The organism is Acidobacteriota bacterium (assembly GCA_020349885.1).
Classification (GTDB): Bacteria; Acidobacteriota.
Window position 1 is genome coordinate 2060888 of record CP070701.1, and the last position, 23445, is coordinate 2084332.

The window sequence follows — 23445 nt, forward strand, 5'->3', positions numbered from 1 at the left end:
ACTTCCTTATCCTTCACGCAACTGTCTGCGGTGCAGAAGGAAGCCGTCGAGTTGTTTGCCTGCGCGAAGCGGCCTTTGCTATACTCGGTGGTGAGCATGTTTTTCGGAACAACCGTTGTGTGCGTGCGGCGGGGGAGCGGTCTCGCCATGGCGAGCGACGGCCAGGTAAGCCACGGAAACACCATAATGAAGCACGCCGCGTCCAAGGTGCGCCGCATCTACCAGGACCGGGTGCTCGCGGGGTTTGCCGGCTCCGCCGCGGACGGCCTCGCCCTTTTCGGCAGGTTCGAGGCGAAGCTCGAGGAGTACAGCGGCAACCTGCGCCGCGCGGCCGTTGAGCTCGCCAAGGAATGGCGGACGGACAAATACCTGCGCCGCCTCGAAGCCCTCCTTGCGGTCGCCGACCGGGAGCAGAGTTTCCTTATTTCGGGCACGGGAGACCTTATCGAGCCGGACGATGGAATCGTAGCCATCGGCTCGGGCGGCCCCTACGCGCTGGCCGCGGCGCGCGCACTCGCCCGGCACACGGATCTCTCCGCGGAGGAAATCGCCGCCGAGGCGCTCAAGATTGCGGCGTCCATCTGCGTCCACACGAACGAGCACATCACGCTGGAGAAGCTCTGAACTCCCATGGCCATCGAGCTGCCCCAAAGCTCCGCGTTTCCGGGCTTGCCCGACAGGGAAGAGAAGGCCGCGCCGCCCCGCGCGGGCGACGACCTTCTTCCCCGCGAGACCGTCGAATACCTCGACCGCTTCATCGTGGGCCAGACCCAGGCGAAGCGGGCCGTGGCCAAGGCCCTCCGCGACCGCTGGCGCTACCGGCACATCCCGCCCGAGCTTCAGGAAGAGGTCCTGCCCAAGAACATTCTCATGATCGGGCCGACGGGATGCGGAAAAACCGAGATTTCCCGGCGCCTCGCGAAGCTGACGAGCTCGCCCTTCCTCAAGGTCGAAGCGTCCAAGTTCACCGAGGTGGGCTACGTGGGGCGCGACGTGGACTCCATGGTGCGGGACCTGGTGGAGGTCACGGTGGACATGATCAAGCAGGAAGAGAGCGCCAAGGTGCAAGCCAAGGCGCGCCACAACGCCGAGGGGCGCCTCCTGGATTTGCTTCTTCCCCGGCCGCCCCGGCGCCGCCCCGAGCCTTCGGGTTCGGAGACGTCCGGCGACGCCCCCCCGGACGATGCGGAGTCCTACGAGGAAACGCGGAAGAAACTCCGCGAGCGTCTGCGCGCGGGGCGCCTGGACGACCGGACCGTGACGGTCTCGCTCACGCCGCGGCAGGTGCCCGCGATGGAAATCATCGCGGGCGGAAGCATCGAGGAAATCAATTCGAACCTCCGCGAGATGATGCAGGATATGTTTTCGGGGCAAAAGAAAACGAAGACCATGACGGTCGCCGAGGCGCGCGATTTCCTGGCCCGCGAAGAGGAGCAGAAGCTCATCGACATGGACCGCGTCGCCGAAGAAGCCGTCGCCCGCGCCGAGTCCTCCGGCATCATTTTCCTCGACGAGATCGACAAGATAGCCAGCCGGGAATCGGGGCGGGGCCCCGAGGTGAGCCGCGAGGGGGTCCAGCGCGACCTGCTGCCCATCATCGAAGGCACCGCCGTGCACACTAAGTACGGCACCGTGCGCACCGACCACATCCTTTTCATAGCCTCCGGGGCCTTTCACGTCTCCAAGCCCTCCGACCTCATTCCGGAGCTTCAGGGGCGCCTGCCCATCCGCGTGGAGCTCGACTCGCTGACGAAGGAGGATTTCGTCCGCATCCTGCGCGAGCCCGAAAACTCCCTCATTCGCCAGTACACGGCGATGATGGCGACCGAGGACGTGCACGTCTCCTTCACCGACGACGCCGTCGAGACCGTGGCCGAGCTGGCGTTCCGCGTGAACGAGACGACGGAGAACATAGGCGCCCGCCGCCTCCTTACGGTCATGGAAAAGCTCTTCGACGAGATTTCGTTCGCGGGCCCGGAAAACCCCGACCGCTCCCCCCGGATCGACGCGGCCTACGTGAAGACCGCCCTCGCGGACATCGTCCACGACCAGGACCTGAGCCGCTACATCTTGTAGCGATTTTCCAACATGGCAAAGCGCGCCGGCCTGTGCTACCCTTAGTGCATGGCCACCTTCGACGAGCAGCGCGAGCGCCTCGAGGCGCTCGAAGAGGACTACGACGAACTGCGGAGGCATCTTTGACCTCCCGGGCCTTCGTTCGCGCATAGCTTCCCTCGACAAGGAACTCTCAAATCCCGAAAGCTGGGCCGACTCGGAGAAGCGCGAGACGCTCGGGCGGGAGCGCGCCCGCGCCGAGCGGAAGCTGGTCTTTTACGAATCGGTCGAGCGGGCGCACCAGGACGCCGCGACTTATCTGGAGCTCCTGCGCGAGGGGGAGGACGCGGGGGAGGACCTCGAGGCGGCGCTCCTCAATTTCTCGCAGCTCCTTGAGCGCCTCGAAATTTCCCTCATGCTCTCCGGGGAGAACGATTCCAGGAACTCCTTCCTCTCCATCAACGCGGGCGCCGGAGGTACCGAGTCGCAGGACTGGGCCGAGATTCTTCTGCGCATGTACCTTCGCTGGGCCGAGGAGCACGACTACGAGACGCAGATCGTTGACCGGCAGCTCGGCGAGGAGGCCGGCGTCAAGTCGGCCACCCTGCGCGTCACGGGCGAATACGCCTACGGCTACCTGAAGGCCGAGTCGGGCGTCCACCGCCTCGTGCGCCTCTCCCCCTTCGACGCGAACCACCGCCGCCACACCTCCTTCGCCTCGGTTTTCGCTTACCCCGAGGTGGACGACTCGATCAAGATTCAAATCGAGGACAAGGATCTCCGCATCGACACCTTCCGCGCGGGGGGCCACGGCGGCCAGCACGTGAACGTCACCGACTCGGCGGTGCGCATCGTCCACCTTCCCACGAACATCACCGTGCAGTGCCAGAACGAGCGCTCCCAGCACAAGAACCGCGACATGGCCATGCGGGTGCTGCGCGCCCGGCTCTACGAGCACGAGCGCCAGAAGCGCGCGGCCGAGCGCGAGAAGCAGGAGGCGCAGAAGAAGGACATCGCGTGGGGCTCCCAGATCCGCTCCTACGTCCTCCACCCGTACAAAATGGTCAAGGACCACCGCACCGGCCAGGAGGCGGGTGACGCCCAGCGGGTGCTGGACGGGGACCTGGACGAGTTCATGGCGGCGTACCTGCTCAAGGCGGCGCCCGGGGAAGCGCGGGAAGAGTGAAACCACGGAAAAGCGGGACCGGGAACGCAGCTTCTAAAAAACCTTTTCGAGCATCTGAAGACGCTGGAAGCGTTCGGCGGCGAAGCGGAAGAGCCCGCCGCCTCTCAGCAGGAATCAGGAGCCAGCCACCAGGGGTCAGAGATCAGTGATTGGTAAAGCGGCAGCCGTGCCCGTTCTCCTGTGTCTTGTGGTATGCATTAGGCCGGCTCTGTAGTATGGATTTCAAGAAAGCCGTTACCTGACATCAAATCGCTTCGGGAAATCGGGAAAAATTTCAAAAGGGGGGGCATGGTATACTGCACGAAGATGAACACTTCCTTTGCAGAGTGTCCCCAGTGTGGAGTTAGGTGGCGCACGCGAGGCGTCGAGGAAGACCAGCATCTAACGTGCCCGTTTTGCGGGTACGAGTTTACGTTCCACTCGGTAACCCAACAGACCGCCGTCTGGGCCCGTCCGGATTTTTCACTGATGGAAGAGACGAACCCCATGGGCTTGCAAGATGGCGATGAACTGGGCCTGAGGGAACTGCCTTCCCACCTTAGCATCACACTGGAGATCATCAGCGGTCCCCAAAAAGGTCTAGTAATGGAAATCACCGAGAGCTGCATGACTCTGGGACGCTGCTTTCAGGGCACGGAGCTTGTGGACACATCCATGTCACGCAAGCACGCCGTGATCGAGATCTACGGCGACCGCGGGATTCTCTTGCGCGATCTAGCCTCCATCAACGGCACCCTTGTGAACGAGCAGCTTATCGCTCAGACACAACTCAAGGATGGTGACGTCGTCCGTATGGGGCTGACGGAGTTCAAGCTTCGAGTCCAGCCGAAGTCCTCATAGCCCCCTCTGCGATAATTTCCGCTCTCGGGCGTTCTTATTAATGGGAGCGTCTTGTAGATTGACGCCATCTCTTTACGTTCGGAAGGTGCAGAAAGTGCAGAAGGTGCGGGACGTGTTGTCTGCACCTTCCGAACCTTCCGCACCTCCTGTACTTTCCGAGCTTTCCGCCTCCGAGGCCGGCGATGCAGTCAACCTGTTTTCCGCTCCCCGTAATAATTCTCGGGTGACGCTCTGGCGTTTTAAAACCGCCGGGCCGGGCATCCGCACGTCGAAAGGGGCGCATGGTATACTGACAGAGAATGAGTACTCACCTGGTAGAGTGTCCCCAGTGCGTGGTTAAGTGGCGTACGCGAGGCGTAGAGGACGAACAGCAGTTGACGTGCCCGTTTTGCGGGTACGAGTTCACATTCCACTTTATGACCCAACGGACCGCCGTCAGTGTCCGCCCGGATTATTCGAAGATGGAAGAAACGGACCCCATGGGCGTGCAAGGCGGCGCCGGACTAGGCAGGACGGAGCTGCCTTCCCACCTTCGCATAACGCTGGAGATAATCAGCGGTCTTCAAAAAGGCCGGACGCTGGAAATCACCGATAGCTGCATGACTCTGGGACGCTGCCTCCGGGGTATAGAGCTTACGGACGTAGCCATTTCACGCAAGCACGCCGTGATTGAAGTCTACGGCGACCGCGGGATTCTCTTGCGCGATCTGGCCTCCATCAACGGCACCCAGGTGAACGGGCAGCTTATCGCTCAGGCACAGCTCAAGGACGGCGACGTCGTCCGCATGGGGACGACGGAGTTCAGGGTTCAAGTCCAGTCGAAGCCCTCCTAGCCCCACTGCAATATTTCACGCTCTCGGGCGTTCTTAATTTTCGGGTGATACCTTAGCGATTTAAAACCGCCGGGCCGGGCATTCGCACGTCCGGAGGCTTGATGTAGGCGAGGCGCGGGGGAGGAAGAGGCTCGCCGCGCTCCAGAAGACGGGCGGCGTAGCGGGCGGCGGGCAGGGCGAGGCGCAGCTTCCGCCTGCGCGCTCTTTTCCAGCGCGGCGGAGCGGGAAATTCTTCCACGAGCGGCACGCCCGTGCCGTGGAAAACAATCTTTTCGCTCCCGGCGGAGCCGTTCGAGAGGAACTCGGCCAACGCGGCCATCCATTCCCGCGGCTTGGCGACGCGGGGGGCGACGCGCTCGACGATCTCGCCGTCTCCCGATTCATAGAGTGCGGCGTAGACGTCGCCGCGGCCGGCGTTGAGGAGCGGGCAGACGAAGCGCCCTTCGCCCTGCACGGCGAGCGCCGCCGCGTAAAGCGTCCCCACGCCAGCGACGGGAACGTCCTTCCGGCCGAACGTCATGCCCTCCACCACGCCGAGCGCCACGCGCAGCCCCGTGAACGAGCCCGGGCCCGTGGTGACGGCGAACGCTTCGATATTTTCCACGTCCCGCCCCATGGCCTTCAGCAGCCGGTGAAGCGCCGGCAGGGCGCGCGCCGAGTGGTCGTTCCGGCAGGTGAAGGCCGTCTCTTTTGCAACACCCCCGCTCGCGTCAAGAAGCGCGACGCTTCCTTCGGCCGTGGCGAGGTCGATCGAGGCGAGGAGCATCGGTTCGGCGGATGGGGGTCCGCGCTACCGGCTTTGGTAAACGGCCAGATCGGCCCGGTAGTAAAAGGCGTAATCCTTGGTGTGCTCGATTCGCACCGACGCGCCCATGTGGGTAAGGCGCTTGTCGCGCAGGAGGGCCGCCGGCTTGGAGGAGGGACTCAGCTTCGAGGACGTGAACGTCGAGGTCGCGGCGAGCACGTCACGGAGAAAGGGAGGAAGGGTGACGGCGGAAGGCTTGGACGAGGGCGGCTGCGTGCGGACCGTGTCGGCAAGGTAGGCCGCAAGCACCGCATCCCATTGGAGCGGCGTGAGTTTCGGCGGCTGGCGAAGCTCGTCCACGCGCTCCCGCAACATCGTAAGCGCCAGCCCTTCGTCGTTGTACGGAAGGCGCGTGAGAAAAAGTTCCGTCACCCAGACGTCTCGCTGGCGGTCCACGAACACACCGACGCCCATCTCGCGGTAGCCGGGGTCGAGCAAATTGGCGCGATGGGGCGGGCTTCCCATGAACGCATAATGGGCCTCCGTGGGGGAGCGGTGATAAGCGATGTTTTCGCCGTAGACCGTGGCGTGCAGCCTGGCTTTCGCGAGGCGCTGGCCCGGGCCGCGCCCGCGCGTGTCGATGTGCTCAATGCGCTTCGTTTCCGCCATCAAAAGGCTGTAGCTGCGCGCGGTGGCGCTTGCGTCCGCCGCCAGCGTAAGCGGGGGAATGCCGCGCTTGGTGCGCTCCTCGTTCGCTTTGTAAAGCATGATGCGTTCCTCGTTCGTGGGCCGAAGCTCGAACGTTTCCCCCCGTGGGCCAAGGAGCACGTAAATCGCCGCTCCAGCGAACGCAAGAAGGCCCAGGGGACGTCTTCCGCCCATAGCGCTCACGATCCCTCCATGCCCATGACCTCGCAGGTCATGCCGACTTGCAGGCCCTCGACGTGCGGGGGCAAGCGTGCGGCGAGCTCTTCCGGTGCCTCGACGATTTGCACGCTTACACTGCGGCAGAGAGCCCCTTCAACGGGTGTAGCCTCAAAGGCCCGGAAGACCACCTGTCCGTAAAGCTCGGCCGAAATCTCCGGCACCCGGACGCGAATCGTTCGCCCCACTGGAAAGCGTGAAGCATCCGGCTCGCTCACGCAGAGCGTGAAGCCGTAGTTTTTGGGCCGGCGCACCGTCGCCACCGCGTCGCCCAGGTAAATCGCGTCGCCTTTCTCGATGGTTCTCAGGGAATCATGCATGTGCACCGTGCCGGCGTGGGGGGCGCGGAGCACGGTCTGGGCAAGCTTGGCGCGCGCGGCGAACACGGCCAGCTCGGCCTCCGCAAGGCGCAACTGAAGCACGTCCTGCGGAACGTTTTCGGGATTCTGCCTTCGCTTGAGAAATTCGGCCTCGGCCCTCCGAAGCGCGCGCACGAACGCCCCGCCTTCAAGCTTGACCAAGGCGTCCCCTTCCCGGACGGCGTCGCCGTCGGCAAAATGGACAGCCTCGACCACGCCGTCCATGGGCGCCGCGACTTCCGTGGCTTCGAGGCGCTCAAGCGGAGAGCGGTAGCGTGCCTCCTCCTGCCACGACGCCTGGAAGGCAGTCATGCGGGGCGTCTCTTCTATTGCGAGCGTCTTGAGGTAAAAGTGAAGCCACACGAAAACGGCGACCAGCGCCGTTATCGACGCGGCCGCGATGATGCGATGCTTTCGGCCCGCCCGGAGCGCGCGAAGAAGCTGGCGGTCCACGTCGCGCAGGTGGACGCTCGAAGCCTTGGAAACGCTTTCCAGAACCCGAAGTCCGAGCGTGGGATGTGCGCGGCATAGCTCGTGAAACGCTTCCTTCGTGAAGGAAACGGCCTTCGTGTCTTCGAGGGCGCGAATACCCGCCGAGCGAGGCGCGCTGCTCAGGAAGGACATCTCGCCGAAGACGTCGTCCCGCAGGCGCGCGAGCGCTGTCTCTTTTCCCTTCTCGCTCGCCTGAATTACCTCGACGCTTCCCTCGACGAGGAAGAAGACCGCCTGGCCCGGTTCGCCCTCCCGCACGACGAACTCGCCTCGAGAGAAGGAGCGCACCTCCGCGTATTGGGCGAGAATTTCCCGGTCGCGGGCGAGCAGGTCACGAAAATGCGGAAGCCTGGCGAGGGCCTGGATGGTGCTCTCGTTCGATTCCATGAAAATGCTTTGGAGTTCTTGAGTTTATACGCGGGCTACAGATGAAGAATTTACCACACCCTTTCCACAATTGCCAGCCCCGTTTTTCCTGTTCGAGACGGCGACGGAGGCCGCAAAACGCGGCCGGGAGGCGCGGCGCCGACCGGCCTTTAACCCTTCACGACCGGCCGGATGGCCCTGATGTGCTCCGGCCCAGTCGCGCAGCATCCCCCGATTATCTGCGCCCCCATCTCCTTCCACTCCCGCGCGAACCCGGCGTACTGCTCCGGCGTGATTCCGTACGTCCCGCAAAGCCAGAACGGCTCGTCCGGCGAGGAGCCGAACCTGGGGTTCTCGTCGTACCCGACTTCCGCGTAGGCGCCCACTGGACCGTCGAAAGCCTTGCGGAGCTCTGGCAGTGAGGCCGAGATTTCACTCGGGGAGCTGCACATGAGAAGAATGCCGTCCACCCTGCGGCCCTTGAGCGCCGCGACGAGCTCGGCGAAGGACTCTCCGCGGTGCATCGTCCCCTTCTCCGTGACCTCGCATATCCCGAGGAACACCGGCAGATTCGTCTTCGCGCAGGCCTCCGCCGCCGTGACGCAGTCCCCGATGGGGCTGTCGAGCACCAGGTGCCCTCCCAGGAATTCAGGAAGAAGAAAATCCACGCCGGCCCGGGCGAGGACGCCCGAGACGTCCTCGAACTCCTTGCGAAGGTCCTGGCTGTACTTGAACGGGGCGAAGCCGCCCGCCACGTACGCCTCGGGGTTGACGGCGTTGCGCGCCTCGACGGCCAGCTCTCCGCCCCGCCGCGCGTACTCCACCCACCGGTCCTCCTCGCCTATAACCGCCATCATGGACCGGCTCGTATAGAAGTTGTTGCTGGTCACGATCTCGGCCCCGGCGTCGAGGTAATCCTCGTGAATCTTCCGGACGACGTCCGGGGCGTCAAGGTTGGCGGCCGCCGACCACACGCCGAGGCTCCCGACCGTGGGGGTCGCGGTGGTCGCGTACTTGTGGGGCGTCGTGGGCCGTCGTTCGACGGTCGAGCCCTTGTTCACGTCGACCCCGCGTCTCTGCAGCTCGCTCCCCGTGCCCCCGTCCAAAACCAGAACCTCGCCCCCCTTGAGCCGGTCAAGAATGCTGCGCGACGGCATAGGTATATCTCCTTTCGTAATCGTTGCTGTCTTTCACTTGTTCCGTTGCAAAAACCGCTTCTCCACTTTCTCTAAGAGAAGGCTCAGGGATGCGGGCCGCAGGTGTTCAGAAGCGGGTTGCGCTCGGCGGCGTCGCTGTCGTAGCCCGAGGTGCCCTCCGTCGCCGTGTCGCACTCGGTGACGAGATAGTAGGCGTTCGTATAGCTTGGCGTAATTATCCCGCTCAGGTAGCCTTCTCCCTCGTCCGTCCCCGCCGTCCAGCACACGAGCGACAGATGGTTGTAGAAGGGAGCGTCGAGGTCGCCTTCGTAGATGTTGTATTGGAGAAGCTCGCCGTGGTTCTCCCACCAGATTTCCACCTGGCCGCCCCCGGCGTCCTCGACAAGAAGCGGCACGATTCCCGAGGGCGCGCTCACCTCCGCCACGCACGCCTTGAGACCGTCATAGAACATGCGCGCCATGATGCGGTTCGTTCCAAATTCGGGCGCGTCGTTGAAACGGTGGTAGGTAACAAGGTATTTTCCACAGGATGAGTATGCCACAGCCAGCTCTTCATCGAAGTATGCGCTTTGCTGAATGAGGAGACCTGATGGGTCGAGGACGCTTCCTCCCGAGGTGACGCGCGCTCCATAGATGTCCAAGTCCGTGCCGCTTCGATTGTCCTCCCATGCCACAAAGTAGTCTGTGCCGTTCGAAGCAATGACCGGAGCCAGCTGATAGCTCGTCGCCGTCGAAATAGTGATGCCTCCCGTGTCCGGCGGGCCGTCGAGCAGTGCTCCCGCGGAGGTCACGCGGGTCCCGTAGATGTCAACGCTCGTGGTGGCCCAGTTCCGGTCGTCTTGCCAAACCACGAGGTAGTCCGTTCCATCCGAAACCACGGAAGGAGCTGTTTGGAAAGATGCCGCCGTTGATATCGGTATCCCGAACAGGTCCAGTCGCGCGCCATCGGACGCCCGCACCCGCGATCCGTAGATATCTATATCAAACGTGCAATCTCCAAGGAAACTTTTCCGGCAGTCATGCCACACCGTGAAGTAATCCGTGCCGTTTGAAGTTACCGAAGGAGACTCATCATCGGCGAGCCACCCCGAAACGCGAATACCCGACGAGTCTAGCACCACTCCATCCGATGCGCGCACACGTGCTCCGTAGACATCTAGGCCGTCCGACAAAAAATTTCGAGTGTCAACCCAGACCACAAAATAATCTGCTCCATCCGAAGCTGCGGAAGGATTAGTTTCCCATTCAGAAGGGGATTTTGAGACGGCAATGCCTGAAACATCTAGCAGTGTTCCCGCTGCTGACACGCGTGCGCCGTAGACGTCCCGGTCCGTCCGCCGGTCCTCCCACGCGACGAAATAGTCCGTCCCGTTTGACGCCACGGAGGGATATCGTTGCCAGTTTGCCTCCGTGGAAATGGCGATACCTGAAAGGTCAAGCACCGTTCCTGCTGATGTAACGCGCGCTCCATAGACGTCGTAATTGGTAATGTCCCTGTAGTCCTCCCACGCGACGAAATAGTCCACCCCGTTCGAAGCCACGGAAGGATAAAATTGAACATTCACATCTACAAAGATGAGAATGCCCGAAGGGTCGAGCACCGTTCCAGATTCGGTAACCCGTGTCCCAAAAATATCAAGGCTGCCCAGCGAACCGCTCCGAGTATCTTCCCACGCTACAAAGTAATCTGTACCGTTTGAAGCGATGGAGGGAACGACTTGACTACCCGGTGCCGTGGAAATGTCGATACCGGAAGGGTCAAGCACAATTCCTGCCGATGTGACCCGCGTCCCCTTAACCCCAGGCCATACCACGAAATAATCTGTTCCGTTTGAGGCGACAGAGGGGTTAGTCCCGCCCGATAACGTTGCAATGGCAATGCCTCCCGTGTCAGGCGGGCCGTCAAGTAGCAAGCCATCCGACGCTTGCACACGTGCTCCGTAGATATCCCAGCCTGTAGTGGCTGAATTTCGGATGTCTTCCCACACCACGAGATAGTCCACGCCGTCTGAGGCAACGGCAGGATCCAATTGGTTGTCTGCCTGCGTTGAGATGGCGATGCCCGAGGGTTCGAGAACGCTCCCTCCTGCCGTAACACGCGCGCCGTAGATGTCCCAGTCCGCGCCGCTTCGCTGGTCTTGCCATGCGACGAAGTAGTCCGTTCCATTTGAAGCCACGGAAGGATACAGTTGCCAATCCGCCGCCGTGGAGACGGCGACGCCCGCAGGGTCGAGCACCGTTCCATCCGAGGCCACGCGCGCCCCGTAGATGTCGTAGTCCGTGCCGCTTCGGTAATCACTCCACGCCAAGAAATAGTCCGTTCCGTTCGAAGCAACGGAGGGTTCGTACTGACCGTTTGCCGCCGTGGAGATGGCAATTCCCGATGGGTCAAGGACGGCGCCCGCCGAGGATACACGCACTCCGTAAATGTCAACTCCGTTTCCTGTTGCCGTGCCTGCTACAAAGTAGTCTATTCCGTTAGAAGCAACAGAAGGTTGGCTGAAAGTCACCGTCGGGAGGATGGCAATGCCCCTTGGGTCTAGCACCACGCCCGCAGACGTTACGCGAGCACCATAAATGCCTTTGTCTTGCCACCAACACACCACGAAGTAATCCGTTCCGTTCGAGGCCACAGAGGGTGTTCTCTGGTAATCAAGAGGCGGTCCCAACACCGGACTCGGCTCCACCGGAAACTCCGGCCCCACCGTAGGGTCGATAAGGATGGGATATTGGGAATTCTCAAGAAATTCGCGCGGCATCTCGAACAGGATTTCCTGACTGGTTGCATGCGAAGGCCGAATTCTTTCCAGACGCCCCGCCGCGTCAACCACGGTTACGTTGGAGAACGCCACCTGGCCTTCCTTTCGCCAGGCCGGAAACACCAGCCCTTCATCATGCTCCCGCGGCTTTCCCGCGGCTCGGATCGCAAGACGCACGCGCAACGCCGAAGCCTCGGGGCCGAGCGGCTCGTCGACCGTCCAGTAGATTTCTATCCCTTCCTCGCCGCGATTCCGCACATAGGGCGTAACGCCGTCGCGCGTTTCTCCCTGAAGCAGGCCGGGCGCGTGCTCCTCCAGGAAATTTTTTCCGAACACCGTCTGCGAAAAATCTCCTTGCTCGAAGCTCACGGAAAGAATTTCGAGATCAGGCTGTCCCTTACCTCCTTGCGCGAAATACCTCAGCCCGCCCTCGCCGACCTCCGCCTGGAATCGCGGAGTCTCATGCGAGAAAGAATTTCCTTTGGAAACAAACGGCCGCTCGCCGCGTGCTTCGGCGCGGAATCCTTGGTGCGGAGGGTCTTCGGGAAGGCCGCGGTTCTTCCGGACGGTGCGGATGACTTCGTTCAGGTCGAAGGGGACGTTTGCTATCTCGACTTCGCCGCCGACGCGCGGCGGGCCTTTCCCTGGGGATGCAGGCGGTTCACCTCCCCAAACGGCCGAGGCGGCCGCCAGCGTGAAGCCGATCCACGTTGCCGCTCCTTTCATTCCCGGTCTCCTTTTTACACACCATTATAGAATTCGCCGTCTCGGCAAATCAACCGCGGCGGGCGGTGGTCAAGCCTTGTCGGGGAATGCAAGCGGGTTCCGGGAGTCTCATTAAACTTGCAATCAACCATCTGTTTTCTCTATCATGGCGGGCAACTGAGTCCACTAAAACAACACTGTGTCCCGACTGGAGAAGTCATGAAGTCAAAATTTTCCCAAGCAGTTCACACCCCTCAATATGCCGCCTTTCGGCGCGCCATGCGCCTGGCGCGTCTCTCACGGCGCCCCGGCATGCCTCCCTTCGACGAACTGATTGAAATGCGGCCGTCCCCGACGTCCGAGACGGCGGGTCCGAACGGATGGACGCGGCGGCGCTTCTTGAAAACTTCCGGTGCCGCGGCCCTGACGCTCGCGGGCGGCGGTCTTCTGACATCTTGCGTAAAAATGAAGGGCGCACCGCGCATCGTCGTCGTGGGGGCGGGCATAGCCGGCCTCGAGGCGGCGTACAGGCTGAAGCAGGCGGGCTACGTGGCCGAGGTGTACGAGGCCGCAAAGCGCGTGGGTGGACGCCTCTACAGCGTGAAGGACGCCATCGCGCCCGGGCTCGTGACGGAGTTCGGGGCCTCGTTCATCGATTCCGACCACGACGAGCTACTGTCCCTCGTGGAGGAGTTCGGGCTCGGGCTCCTCGACCTGGCCGGACCCGGGGAGAACGAGCTGGAGGAGGTCTACATCTTCGACGGAAAGCGCTACACCACCGCCCAGCTTGGGGACACCTTCCGGTCCCTCGCCGCACTCATGGAGGACGACGTCCAGACGGTCGAGAAGGCGTTCGGCCTGTGGGAGGAAGGCGACTCGGAAGGGGCCCGCTCCCTGATGGCCCCCATCGACGAGCTCTCCGCGGCGGAATACCTCGAACGGGCCGGAGCGAGCGGCGATATGCGCGCCGTGTTCGCGGGAGTCTACGTGCCCGAGATGGGCCTCGACTTCGACCGGATGTCGGCCGTTTCCGCGGTCGGCGGAATGCTATGGATGGACCTCGACGCGGAGCCGTTCGCCCTGTTCGGGGAGGACTACGCCCGGTACACCGTAGCGGAAGGCTGCCAGGCGATTGCCCACGGGCTCGCCGAGCGCATAGAGGGGCAAGTCAAGCTCGGGCACAGGCTGGAGGCCGTCCGGAGCAAGGGCGACGGATTCGTCCTGACCTTCCAGGACCCGAACGGCGCCGCGGTGGACGTCGAGGCGGACTTCGTGATTATGACGGTTCCCTTCTCGGTTCTCCGCGACATCGAAATGCGGATGGAGATGCCGGACATCAAGAGGAAAGCCATCGCCGAGCTGGGCCACGGCATGAGCCCCAAGTTGCAGGTGGGCTTCAACAAGCGCGTGTGGCGCGAGTCGGGGCTCTCGGGCACGACCTATAGCAGCGAACCCTTCCAGTCGGCGTGGGACGACAGCCAACTGCGGGGCGGCGAGGCCGGCTGCCTCACCATCTACCCGGGCGGACGGGAGGGGGTGAAGCTCGGGGAGGGAACGGCCGCGGAGCAGGTCGAGCGCTTGATGCCGGGAGTGGAAAAATCCATTCCGGGCGTGTCGGCCGAGCTCAGCGGAAAAGCGGAGCGCTTCCACTGGCCCAGCTATCCCTTCGCCTTGTGCGGCTACAGCAACTACACGGTCGGCCAGTGGACCACCATCGCCGGCTCGGAGGCCGAGCCGGTCGGCAACATGTTCTTCGCCGGCGAGCACTGCAGCGGTTCCTCGTTCGTTAACAGCGCCGCCGAGAGCGGCAAAAGCGTCGCCGAAGCCCTGGCGGCCCACCTCGGAAAAAACGCAAACAAACCAAAGGTGACATAGTATGAAACACAAAAAATTCCCCTCAACTCGCACTCCCCAATTCGCCGCCATGCAGCGTGTGATGCACGCCGCACGCCTTGCGCGGCGACCGGAATTCCCTCCCTTCGATGAACTCGTCGACCTTGCCTCGACAAGGTCTGAGACGCCTCCGTCGTCAGGATGGACGCGGCGGCGCTTCTTGAAAACTTCCGGCACGGCCCTGGCGCTCGCGGGCAGCGGCCTTCTGGCCTCCTGCGCGAGAATGAAGGGCGCGCCGCGCATCGCCGTCGTAGGGGCCGGGCTCGCCGGCCTGAACGCCGCGTACACGCTCAAGAAGGCCGGCTATCGCGCCGAGGTGTACGAGGCCGCGAAGCGCGTGGGCGGACGCATTTATTCCGTGAAGGACGTCATCGCTCCCGGGCTCGTGACGGAGCTCGGGGCCTCGTTCTTCGATCCCGGCCACGAGGACTTCATCTCCCTCGTGGAGGAGTTCGGATTAACGCCGCTGGATCTGTTGTCGCCCAGCGAGACGGAGCTGCAGACGGCCTTCTACTTCGACGGCAAGCGCTACACCGACGCGCAGGTCGCCGAGGCCTTCCGGGAAATGGCCGAGCGCGTCGAAGACGACGTCGAGACGCACCGGGAAGCCGGGCGTCTGAGCGGCGAGGGCGAGACGGAGAAGGCGAACGCCATGAGGGCCCCCCTCGACGCGCTCACCGCCGCGGAATACCTCGACCGCGTCGGCCTGGCCAGAGCCTGGCCCCGCAGCGCGTTCGAGGCGATCCTGGTGGCCGAGTTCGGCCTCGATTTCGAACAGATGTCGGCACTCAATTTCCTAAGCGGCCTCGCCTACTCGACTTATGACGGGGACGCGTTCGCGCTCTGGGGCGAGGACTACGCCCGGTACACGCTCCTCGAAGGCTGCCAGGCGGTGGTCCAGGCGCTCGCCGACCGCGTCGAGGGGCAGATCAATTTCGGGCACAGGCTGGAGGCCGTGACCAGCAAGGGCGACGGCTTCGTTCTGACTTTCGAGGGCCCGAGCGCCTCCGCGGTGGACGTCAAGGCGGACCTCGTCATCGTGACCATCCCCTTCTCGGTCCTGCGCGGCATCGACCTGAGGGTGGAGATGCCGCCCCTCAAGAGAAAGGTCATCGACGAGATGGGCTACGGCATGAACCCCAAGATCCAGATTGGCTTCCATAAGCGCGTGTGGCGCGAGAAGGGGTACGGGGGCGACGGCTACAGCGACGAGCCGTTCTGTGGGATGTGGGACGACAGCCAGATGCGGCCCGGAGACGCCGGCTGCATCACCATCTACCCCGGCGGCCAGCGCGCGCTCGACCTCGGGGAGGGGACCGTACCGGAACAGGTCGAGCGCCTGATGCCGGGAATCGAAAACACCATTCCCGGAATCTCCGCCGAGTACAACGGCAGGGCCGAGCGCTTCCACTGGCCCACCTATCCCTTCTCCCTGGGCAGCTACACCTGCTACCTGCCCGGCCAGCGGACGACCATCGCCGGCTGGCAGGTCACGCCGGTCGGCAACATGTTCTTCGCCGGCGAGCACTGCAACAGGGGCTACAAGGGACTCCTCGAGAGCGCCGCCCGCAGCGGCAGGCGCGTCGCCGAGGACCTCGCGGCCAGACTCGGCTCGCCTGCGGGGGCAGCGAAGAGCGCACCGCCCGCGGAGGCGGAGGAGAGCGCGCCGCCCGCGGAGGCGGAGGAGGACGCGTCGGGCTGACGCTTCCTTATTAAAAAGTAGAAAAAGCCGTCACGGGCACGGAAGGTGCTGGGGGATAGGTATATCCCCCCAGCACGCCATGCAACGGTGCAACGGGTACGAACGAAGAGAGACGAGGGCGGGGTTACTCCCCGACCGTGAACGACGTGCTCCCGATTTCGTTGTCCGACTCGTCGACCACTACGACGCGCCACGAGCCCGCCCACTCGGCGGGAATCTTCTTCTTGCTCCACGTCCGCCAGGAGGCGGAACGCACGTTGAGCTCGACGCGCGCCCGCTCCGTCTCTCCCTGGTACCAGACATGGGTGACAGTTGTTTCGCCATCGGCGCCCTTTATGTGCGTGAAGCAATATACCTCACCCACATCGGCCGGGAAGGAATCCGAGGAACCGACGGGCTCCCGCTCTTCGATGCCCGTGCAGGCGGCAATCCGGTCCACGGTAATTGCCGTGGTTTCTTCAGGGGCGTCGCCTTCCTGGCTCCAAAGCGGCACCACAAGCAAGACGGTCATTAGAAGCGTCGTGGGAAGAACTCTCATTGGGAAACTCCTTTTGGTTTGTTGATACACCGTTGAACATCCGATCGGTATGATAGCACTCACCGAACGGCGCTGCAACCTCAACGTTATCAAGGGCGCGGAGCGCTTAAACGAGCTTGGAGCGGCATTGTTTTCATTCCCTCCACGGGCCATTTCATTCCGCACTGAGGGCAGGCCGCTACGAGATTTTCCATGATTTCATTTTATCCACCCAGGGCAATCCCGGGCTTTGCCTTCGATGGCTTGGTGCTCCTGAGCGCCTTTTTGGCGTCCTGAAGCATTTCCCGAGGGATTTTGTATTTCTTGAGCAGCGTCGACGTCGCACCGGCGCTGACGCTCATGACGACGGGAAGTTTTTTAATCAGTTCCTCCATTTTTGATTGAAGGGTCCGGTAAAGCCGCTCCATGACAAGCTCCAGGAACTCAACGGATGGAACGAAAGTCAAGAGCCCGAGCACGTCGATGTCGAAGCGGCAAAGCACATCCGAGCCGCGGGTTTGCTCTTTAAGACTATGGGACAGCTTGGACATGAAGGTTTCGGCCACGTCCGTCCCATACTCGTCACGAAAGGGTTTCATGCCGTTGATGCGAAATAGGACGACCGAAAGTTCCCGATTGTACCGCTTCCAGTGCTCGAAATTCATGTTCAACTGCTCGAAGAAATACCGCTGGCTGTACAGGCCCGTGGCCTCGTCGTGGACCTGCAGCTTTCGCAGTTCCTGCTCCAGTGTTTTGTAAGAGCTTACATCCGTGAGGAGCAGAAGGATGCTGTTCCCGCCGCCCTCCTTGTTGCGGATCACCGTTTGGGTCACGCGAAGGTGGACGGGATTTCCCTTTTTTCCGGGGAGCCGGAGCGCGAATCGAATCACGCCCCTTTTCTTCGCCTTCTCAAGCTGGGTGGAAACGTTCTTCTTTTGCGCCGGGTCGGGAAGAACGGCATGTAGCGGCACGCCGGACAATTCGCTCCGCTTGCGGCCAAGCCATTCTCCGGCCTGCTTGTTGACGTAGCATATTCGCTGGGACCCGTCGAGCAGGACGATTCCCTCGCCTACGGCTTCGAGCAGGGTCTCGTAGGGAACGGGAATCTCGGCGCCTTGGGTATCTTTCATAAAAAGCGCGTCCCAGCTGATCCGACAAACGACTCCTCGGCTGCCTTGTTTCCGCCGTCTCCGATTTCCCGTTTCTTCTTAAACATCCGAATCGGAGCGTTTCGCCGGAGGCGCTCAGCCGGTATGCTTCATAAGCGCGCGAATCTTGGTGCGGTCTTCGTCGGAGACGTAGGAAAACGTGACGGCGTAGCCCTTGGCGCCCCGGAACCCCTTTTCCTGGGCACGCACGATGAAGCCTTGCGCCACGACGGGCTCGCGCGAGACCGTCGTGTAGAATTGAAGGGCTACTTTCGTGCCCACCTCGAACTCCTTGAACGTTTCCAGAAGAACGCCCGTTTCGCTCACGTTAATGCTGGAGCTCAGAACGAAGTCGTTTTTGTTCTTTCCGTCCTCCAGCAATTTTACTATCGTGTGGTAGGACATCCTCGGCGCGATGTTGACGAGACGATCCACCTTGAGCTTCAAAACACTCCCATTGATGGGCTTCGTTATAAAATCGTTGCACCCCGCCTTGAAGCATTCCAGCTTCTGCTCCTCCGAGCCTTTCGACGTAATGATGACAATGGGAATGTCTGTAACTTCGGGATCTTCGCGCACGCGCTTCGTGACTTCGGTGCCGTTGATGTCGGGAAGCATGAAATCCAGAAGAACCAGCGAGGGCTTATGGCGCTTGATAAGGTCGAGAGCCTGCTGGCCCGTGGTGGCTTTGACAAGATTGAATCGCTTCCGATCCAGCAGCGCCTCCTCGATGTGAAGGAAGAGCTGTGAGTCGTCCACGAGCACGATGGTTTTCTTTTTCTCCGAGTCCCCGGATTTTTCTTGCATCACTTTCCCCTTTTCCTTTCCCTGTGTGTCGGTCACTGAAAATTGATTACAGCTTCATCTCGCCTCCGGAGGAAGTATAGCACAAAGACTCGTTATTTCCAAGGCAAAAACCCGCCCTACCCTCGGCGCGCCCTTTACGTTCCCGCCCCCGCCGGGGAACTGTCCAGCGTGCCGTAGACCGCTTTGCCGTCAAGTATGGTCATGAGGGCGTAGACCACTTTGCCGCTAAGCATGGTCATGAGAACCCTGGTGCCGTAGATCTGCTCCACGGGAATCTCGAATAGATTCCTTTCCAACACGATCAGATCGGCCCGCTTTCCCACCTCTATGGAGCCCGTAAAGGCTTCTATGTGCGAGGCGTAGGCGCCGTTGATGGTGTAGGCGGCGAGCATGGTCTCAAGCGAGGGCTTCTTGCCCGGCATCACCGGCTGGCCGTCGGGGTCGTAGGGCTCGTCCCGGTAGTAGGGAACGGCCTTGCCCGTGAGCGCCGCCGCGACGGACGCCAGCGGGTCCATCTGCGACACGTACCAGTCGCTGGCGCCGGTGACCACCAGCCCGTAATCATGCGCGTCCGCCATGGGCATCAACCGCTCGAATTGCTCCTCGGTCAGATAAGGCTCGACCAGGTCTGCTATGGATTCAGAGTACTGGCGCCACAGCATAGTAAAATTGACGGTGGCGCCGGCCGCCTCGATGCGGGGATAATCGGCGGGGTCGATAAGGTAGCAGTGTATCAGGAAGGGCCAGTCGTTGGGCGCGCCGTTTGCCTCCCTCGACGCCTCGAGCGCCGTCAGCACCTGGTCCACGGCGGCGTCGCCGACGGTGTGGGCGTGGACCTGGAAGCCATGCTTTTCGAACAGGGGTATCCACTTGTTCAACTGCTCGTCGGTGAACATCGACAGGCCCTTGTTGCCGTCCGTATCGAGGTAGGGCCGTTTCACCGCCGCGGTCTGGTTTTCCATCACGCCGTCCACGAGCAGCTTCACCTGCATGGCGCGGAGCATCTCGTCGCCGTCGAGCTTGCGTGCGAGCAGCGCGTCCCAGTCCTCGTCCCACGTCTCCGTCACCAACAGGCTAAGGTTGACGCGCGCAGTCAGCAGGCCCTGCTCCCGAAGGTGTTTCCACACCTTGTCGCGCTCCGGCGTCTCCCAGGCGTCGTTGATGGTGGTGATACCGTATTCGTTCGCCTTGCGCATGGCAAACTGCAGGGTTTTCAGAGAATCCTCGAAGCTGACCTCGGGGGCGTAGGATTCGGGCAGGTACGCGGCGGTCTCTATCAGCAGCCCGGAGGGCTCGCCGCCGGCGCGCCGGTGGATGATCCCGCCCACGGGGTCTTCCGTCGAGGCGTCGATGCCGACGATTTCCAGCGCCTTGCTGTTAACCACCGCGTGGTGCCCGTCCAGGTCCATCAAGTAGACCGGGCGGTCGGGAGAGATTATATCCAGGTCCTCCTTGAAGAGCTGCTCGGGCGAGTCGGGTGTTGACGCCTCCCAGCCGGTGCCCCTGAGCCAGGGGGATTCGCGGTCCTGGGCGGCGCACTCCTCGAGCCTGGCCACCAGTTCCTCCTTGGTGTACAGGCCGTAAAGATTGCACTCGTGGACGAAAACGGAGGCCGTGCTCGGGTGCATGTGGACGTCGTGGAATCCGGGCATCAGCATCTTGCCGGCAAGGTCGACCACTTCGGTTTCGGGCCCGACGTAGCCCTGGACGCCATCATCCGGGCCGACGTATACGATGGTGTCGCCCCGGACGGCGACGGCCTCGGCCCACGGCCGGTTTTCGTCCACGGTATATACGGCGCCGTTACGGAAGACCGTCGTTGCCTTGTCGTCCTTGCGGACGCAAGCCGCGGCCGCGAGAACGACGCACACGGTAATGCAGAGCAAGCGTCTCATAAGACCTCCTTTATCCTGTTGCGGATTCGAAAGTTGTGCCTTGACCGATGGGTGTCCACCTTGCAAGGGGAAAGTGGTTTCTTCTTCCAAGGAAGCATCTCATCGTAACCCTTCCGGGCCGCCTATTCAAGCCGAAGGGTTCGGGCTTGCCGGAATGGCGCACGTTGGAACTTATACTCATGGGCAAGCCAATTTATGGTCAGGGCGGCATTTAATAGTTTCATATAGTATTAACTAAATATAATCTATTTTTATATTTTTCCCTTGACAAAAGTAGAAAAAGTTGTTATATATTATTTTAGGGTTGCGTGTGAGTTTTTAGTCGGTAACAGAGGAAGAGATAGTTGAACAAGAGAAGAAAGAAGCAACCTCCCGAAAATGGTCACCCGGAACCCTCGCCGGGGGTTAGGCGTTCTCTTAGTCAGTAACAGAGGAAGAGATAGTTGAACAAGAGAAGAAAGAAGCAAACAGGGCAGAGAAGACTGAACAAGAGAGGAGAGAAGCAAACCATGAATACGATCACCCAGAACGCTCGCCGAGAGACGCTCGCGACCGGACGCGTCAAGGCCTCTTGTCCCCAGTGCACGTCCAGGTGGCTCGCGGAGGGCATTGAGGAAGGGCAGCGCATAACGTGTCCCGCTTGTAGGTACACGTTTGAGTTTCACTCACCCTCCAGCCCCACCAGGTCCCTGACCTGCTCGGACGTTCTGCAGGCGGTTTCCCAGGAATCCGACGGCGGCGACGGGCTGGGCGAGAGGGAGCTTCCCTCCAACCATCGCCTCACGCTGGAGATACTCAACGGCCCCCGCAAGGGGCGGACGCTGGAGATCAACAAGAGCCGCATAACGATGGGGCGCGGCTTCGAGGACATGCAGTTCCTGGACACCCAGATCTCGCGCAAGCACGCCGTACTCGAGATTTACGGCGATCGCGCGATCCTGCTGCGCGATTGCGCGTCCACCAACGGCACGTACGTAAACGACCGGCCCGTGTCCCAGACGGAGCTCAAGGACGGCGACCTCGTCCGCCTGGGCGGGGTGTTGGGTGGGACGGCCTTAAAGCTCCGGGTTCGGGAAAAATCTTCCTGACCCCCGTGCGGAGCGGCGACGAGGCGGCTCTTTCCTGATCCCCTTTACCTCCATCCATTCCTTCTAACGAGCCCTCCACCGGAGGGCTCGTTTTTTGAAGGGCAAAGACTCTTTTCAAAGGGCCCTTGGCACCATTGCCGCAGATTGAAAAATGGTAGAATGTGGAGAAACAGCCGTGCACAGCCCCAACCGGATAAAGCGATAGTATCTCATGAAGCACAACGATCCGCCCTTCTACAGGTCGCGGAAGCTTATTGTTTTGGTGCTCGCACTGATGATCGCGGCCGCGGTTCTGGTCGCACTGCGAGGGTTTCTGCCGCCTTCCCGGGACGGCCGCTCCAAGCTTGCTTCGGGCGGCCATACGCCGGCCGAAAGGCGCAACCTGCTCCTCCTCACGCTCGACACGACCCGCGCCGACCGCATAGGATGCTACGGGTACGAAGCGGCCCGGACCCCCGCTCTGGACCGCATTGCGGAGCGAGGGGTTGCGTTCGACGCGGCGTACGCCGTGACTCCCCTCACGCTTCCTTCACACACGACGATTCTGACTGGGTTGTACCCGGTGTTCCATGGAGTGCGCAACAACGGCCGCTACGAGCTGCCCGGGGAATACACGACGCTTGCCGAGATGTTTCGGGAAGGAGGATGGCGCACGGGGGCGTTCATCTCGGCGTTCGTGCTTCATTCGCGGTTCGGCCTGGCGCAGGGATTCGAGAGCTTCGGCGACGATCTCACGGCGGGGCACCCGAAGCTTACGTCCATGGAGATTCAGAGTCGCTCGGGCCAACAGACGGTCGAGGACGCCCTGGCCTGGCTCCGGGAGACGCACCGGCGGAAGTTTTTCCTGTGGGTGCATTTCTTCGACCCGCACATGCCCTACCGCGCACCGCGCAAGTTTCAGGAAGCGTTCTCGCACAATCCTTACGACGGACAGATCGCGTATATGGACAGCGTGATCGGGACGCTGATCTCCCGGCTGGAGCGCTGGGGCGTGCTCCGCGATACCTTAGTCGTAGTCATCGCGGACCATGGAGAGAGCCTGGGCGAGCACGGAGAGCAGACACACGCGTTTTTCATTTACAACGCGGCGATGCGGGTTCCGTTGATTTTCTCGCAGCCCGGCGTTCTTCCGGAAGGCAAGCGGCTCGACGCGTCGGTTAGCATGGCGGACGTGGCCCCGACGGTGCTCGAGTACTTCGGCCTGCCCGCGCCGCCCGAACTTCAGGGAAAATCGTTTCTCGACGCGATGCAGGGGAGCGCGGTGCTGGACCATCGAAGCGTCTTGATAGAATCCGTGTTCCCGTTCGAGGCTTACAATTGGGCGCCGTTGTCGGGCTTGCTTCACGGGAGTGAAAAGTACATCAAAGCGCCGCAGCCTGAGTACTATGATCTCGCCCGGGACCCGAACGAAACGGCGAATCTATGGGACGACCAGCCTCAAAGGAGGGCCTCATTGGTGAAGCGGTACGAGGAAACTTTCGAGAAGCTCCGGAAGGCTGAGAACGAAACGGTGTCTTCGCGCCGCGCGATGAGCGAGGAGGAAGAGGAAACCCTGAGAAGCCTGGGGTACGTGTTCGGGGCCCGTGAGTCCCGCGCGGAGCCGGCCGATCTCCGTGATCCGAAGGATGCCATCGCCATGCACGAACTGCTCAGGGACGCGGAGAATCTCCAAAACGTTTCCGACCTCGACGGCATGCAAAGGGACCTGGAAAACATCATGAAAAAGGATCCCACGAACTACCAGGCGGTTTACATCCTCGCCTCCCTCCATGAGATGAAGGGACGGTGGGACGAGGCCCTTCCGCTTTACGAGAAAGCCATCCGGTTGAGGCCGAAGAAAGGAATGGCCTGGATCGGGATAGGGCGCTACCACATGGAGCGAGGAGACTCGTCCAAGGCAAAAGAACACTTCTTGATGGCCACGAACGACAAGCACTGCTCGGACGCCTACGTGATGCTGTCATTGCTCTACGG

18 protein-coding genes are annotated in these 23445 nt (G+C 61.9%); 9 read left to right on the forward strand and 9 right to left on the reverse strand.

Annotated elements, in window-relative coordinates:
- Positions 1-96 precede the first annotated feature (96 nt).
- From hslV to JSV08_08770, 5 genes are all read left to right on the forward strand, one after another.
- Positions 97-624, forward strand: coding sequence for an ATP-dependent protease subunit HslV (hslV, locus tag JSV08_08750; GenBank protein UCF81873.1), 528 nt, complete (start codon positions 97-99; stop codon positions 622-624).
- Positions 625-630: 6 nt separating this feature from the next.
- On the forward strand, positions 631-2076 hold the full coding sequence (gene hslU, locus JSV08_08755; GenBank protein ID UCF80581.1) for an ATP-dependent protease ATPase subunit HslU: 1446 nt from the start codon (positions 631-633) through the stop codon (positions 2074-2076).
- 118 nt (positions 2077-2194) lie between these two features.
- Positions 2195-3241 carry a peptide chain release factor 2 gene (gene prfB, locus JSV08_08760; protein ID UCF81874.1) on the forward strand — a complete coding sequence of 349 codons (1047 nt, stop codon included), beginning with the start codon at positions 2195-2197 and terminating at the stop codon, positions 3239-3241.
- A 585-nt stretch (positions 3242-3826) separates the two neighbouring features.
- The gene (locus tag JSV08_08765; GenBank protein UCF80582.1) at positions 3827-4081 is read left to right on the forward strand and encodes an FHA domain-containing protein; all 255 of its coding nucleotides are present in this window, start codon (positions 3827-3829) and stop codon (positions 4079-4081) included.
- 479 nt (positions 4082-4560) lie between these two features.
- The gene (locus JSV08_08770) at positions 4561-4914 is read left to right on the forward strand and encodes an FHA domain-containing protein (GenBank protein UCF80583.1); all 354 of its coding nucleotides are present in this window, start codon (positions 4561-4563) and stop codon (positions 4912-4914) included.
- Positions 4915-4966: 52 nt separating this feature from the next.
- Here the strand turns inward: JSV08_08770 and tsaB are convergent, their stop codons facing one another.
- The 5 genes from tsaB to JSV08_08795 all read right to left on the reverse strand — a co-directional run bounded on the left by tsaB (position 4967) and on the right by JSV08_08795 (position 12442).
- On the reverse strand, positions 4967-5680 hold the full coding sequence (tsaB, locus tag JSV08_08775) for a tRNA (adenosine(37)-N6)-threonylcarbamoyltransferase complex dimerization subunit type 1 TsaB (GenBank protein ID UCF80584.1): 714 nt from the start codon (positions 5678-5680) through the stop codon (positions 4967-4969).
- A 24-nt stretch (positions 5681-5704) separates the two neighbouring features.
- The gene (locus tag JSV08_08780; GenBank protein UCF80585.1) at positions 5705-6541 is read right to left on the reverse strand and encodes a CAP domain-containing protein; all 837 of its coding nucleotides are present in this window, start codon (positions 6539-6541) and stop codon (positions 5705-5707) included.
- A 5-nt stretch (positions 6542-6546) separates the two neighbouring features.
- Positions 6547-7821 carry a cyclic nucleotide-binding domain-containing protein gene (locus JSV08_08785; protein UCF80586.1) on the reverse strand — a complete coding sequence of 425 codons (1275 nt, stop codon included), beginning with the start codon at positions 7819-7821 and terminating at the stop codon, positions 6547-6549.
- A gap of 149 nt (positions 7822-7970) precedes the next feature.
- Entirely contained in the window at positions 7971-8957 is a 987-nt protein-coding gene (locus JSV08_08790; protein ID UCF80587.1) for a homocysteine S-methyltransferase family protein, read from the reverse strand.
- Positions 8958-9040: 83 nt separating this feature from the next.
- Positions 9041-12442: a hypothetical protein gene (locus tag JSV08_08795; protein ID UCF80588.1), complete on the reverse strand. Its 3402-nt coding sequence runs from the start codon at positions 12440-12442 to the stop codon at positions 9041-9043.
- 198 nt (positions 12443-12640) lie between these two features.
- On the opposite strand from JSV08_08795, the gene JSV08_08800 reads away from it, so the two are divergent.
- Complete coding sequence (locus JSV08_08800) at positions 12641-14296, forward strand: FAD-dependent oxidoreductase (GenBank protein ID UCF80589.1); 1656 nt, start codon at positions 12641-12643, stop codon at positions 14294-14296.
- Between the two features lies 1 nt (position 14297).
- Positions 14298-16016: an NAD(P)/FAD-dependent oxidoreductase gene (locus JSV08_08805; GenBank protein UCF80590.1), complete on the forward strand. Its 1719-nt coding sequence runs from the start codon at positions 14298-14300 to the stop codon at positions 16014-16016.
- A gap of 124 nt (positions 16017-16140) precedes the next feature.
- On the opposite strand, the gene JSV08_08810 is transcribed toward JSV08_08805, so the two are convergent.
- The 4 genes from JSV08_08810 to JSV08_08825 form a co-directional block, all read right to left on the reverse strand.
- Positions 16141-16554: a DUF2914 domain-containing protein gene (locus tag JSV08_08810; protein UCF80591.1), complete on the reverse strand. Its 414-nt coding sequence runs from the start codon at positions 16552-16554 to the stop codon at positions 16141-16143.
- Between the two features lie 203 nt (positions 16555-16757).
- Entirely contained in the window at positions 16758-17663 is a 906-nt protein-coding gene (locus JSV08_08815) for a diguanylate cyclase (protein UCF80592.1), read from the reverse strand.
- 114 nt (positions 17664-17777) lie between these two features.
- The gene (locus tag JSV08_08820) at positions 17778-18488 is read right to left on the reverse strand and encodes a response regulator (GenBank protein ID UCF80593.1); all 711 of its coding nucleotides are present in this window, start codon (positions 18486-18488) and stop codon (positions 17778-17780) included.
- Between the two features lie 134 nt (positions 18489-18622).
- Complete coding sequence (locus JSV08_08825) at positions 18623-20383, reverse strand: amidohydrolase (protein UCF80594.1); 1761 nt, start codon at positions 20381-20383, stop codon at positions 18623-18625.
- 509 nt (positions 20384-20892) lie between these two features.
- Between JSV08_08825 and JSV08_08830 the strand changes: the two genes are divergently transcribed.
- Positions 20893-21471, forward strand: coding sequence for an FHA domain-containing protein (locus tag JSV08_08830; protein UCF80595.1), 579 nt, complete (start codon positions 20893-20895; stop codon positions 21469-21471).
- Positions 21472-21682: 211 nt separating this feature from the next.
- The coding region (locus JSV08_08835; protein ID UCF80596.1) for a sulfatase-like hydrolase/transferase at positions 21683-23445 on the forward strand (1763 nt) is incomplete at its 3' end.

Bases quoted from the DNA above. Each gene is read 5' to 3' on its own strand.
- hslV (UCF81873.1), top strand. From the start codon at position 97: ATGTTTTTCGGAACAACCGTTGTGTGCGTGCGGCGGGGGAGCGGTCTC.
- hslU (UCF80581.1), top strand. From the start codon at position 631: ATGGCCATCGAGCTGCCCCAAAGCTCCGCGTTTCCGGGCTTGCCCGAC.
- JSV08_08765 (UCF80582.1), top strand. From the start codon at position 3,827: ATGGAAATCACCGAGAGCTGCATGACTCTGGGACGCTGCTTTCAGGGC.
- JSV08_08770 (UCF80583.1), top strand. From the start codon at position 4,561: ATGGGCGTGCAAGGCGGCGCCGGACTAGGCAGGACGGAGCTGCCTTCC.
- tsaB (UCF80584.1), bottom strand. From the start codon at position 5,680: ATGCTCCTCGCCTCGATCGACCTCGCCACGGCCGAAGGAAGCGTCGCG.
- JSV08_08780 (UCF80585.1), bottom strand. From the start codon at position 6,541: ATGGGCGGAAGACGTCCCCTGGGCCTTCTTGCGTTCGCTGGAGCGGCG.
- JSV08_08785 (UCF80586.1), bottom strand. From the start codon at position 7,821: ATGGAATCGAACGAGAGCACCATCCAGGCCCTCGCCAGGCTTCCGCAT.
- JSV08_08790 (UCF80587.1), bottom strand. From the start codon at position 8,957: ATGCCGTCGCGCAGCATTCTTGACCGGCTCAAGGGGGGCGAGGTTCTG.
- JSV08_08795 (UCF80588.1), bottom strand. From the start codon at position 12,442: ATGAAAGGAGCGGCAACGTGGATCGGCTTCACGCTGGCGGCCGCCTCG.
- JSV08_08800 (UCF80589.1), top strand. From the start codon at position 12,641: ATGAAGTCAAAATTTTCCCAAGCAGTTCACACCCCTCAATATGCCGCC.
- JSV08_08805 (UCF80590.1), top strand. From the start codon at position 14,298: ATGAAACACAAAAAATTCCCCTCAACTCGCACTCCCCAATTCGCCGCC.
- JSV08_08810 (UCF80591.1), bottom strand. From the start codon at position 16,554: ATGAGAGTTCTTCCCACGACGCTTCTAATGACCGTCTTGCTTGTGGTG.
- JSV08_08815 (UCF80592.1), bottom strand. From the start codon at position 17,663: ATGAAAGATACCCAAGGCGCCGAGATTCCCGTTCCCTACGAGACCCTG.
- JSV08_08820 (UCF80593.1), bottom strand. From the start codon at position 18,488: ATGCAAGAAAAATCCGGGGACTCGGAGAAAAAGAAAACCATCGTGCTC.
- JSV08_08825 (UCF80594.1), bottom strand. From the start codon at position 20,383: ATGAGACGCTTGCTCTGCATTACCGTGTGCGTCGTTCTCGCGGCCGCG.
- JSV08_08830 (UCF80595.1), top strand. From the start codon at position 20,893: ATGAATACGATCACCCAGAACGCTCGCCGAGAGACGCTCGCGACCGGA.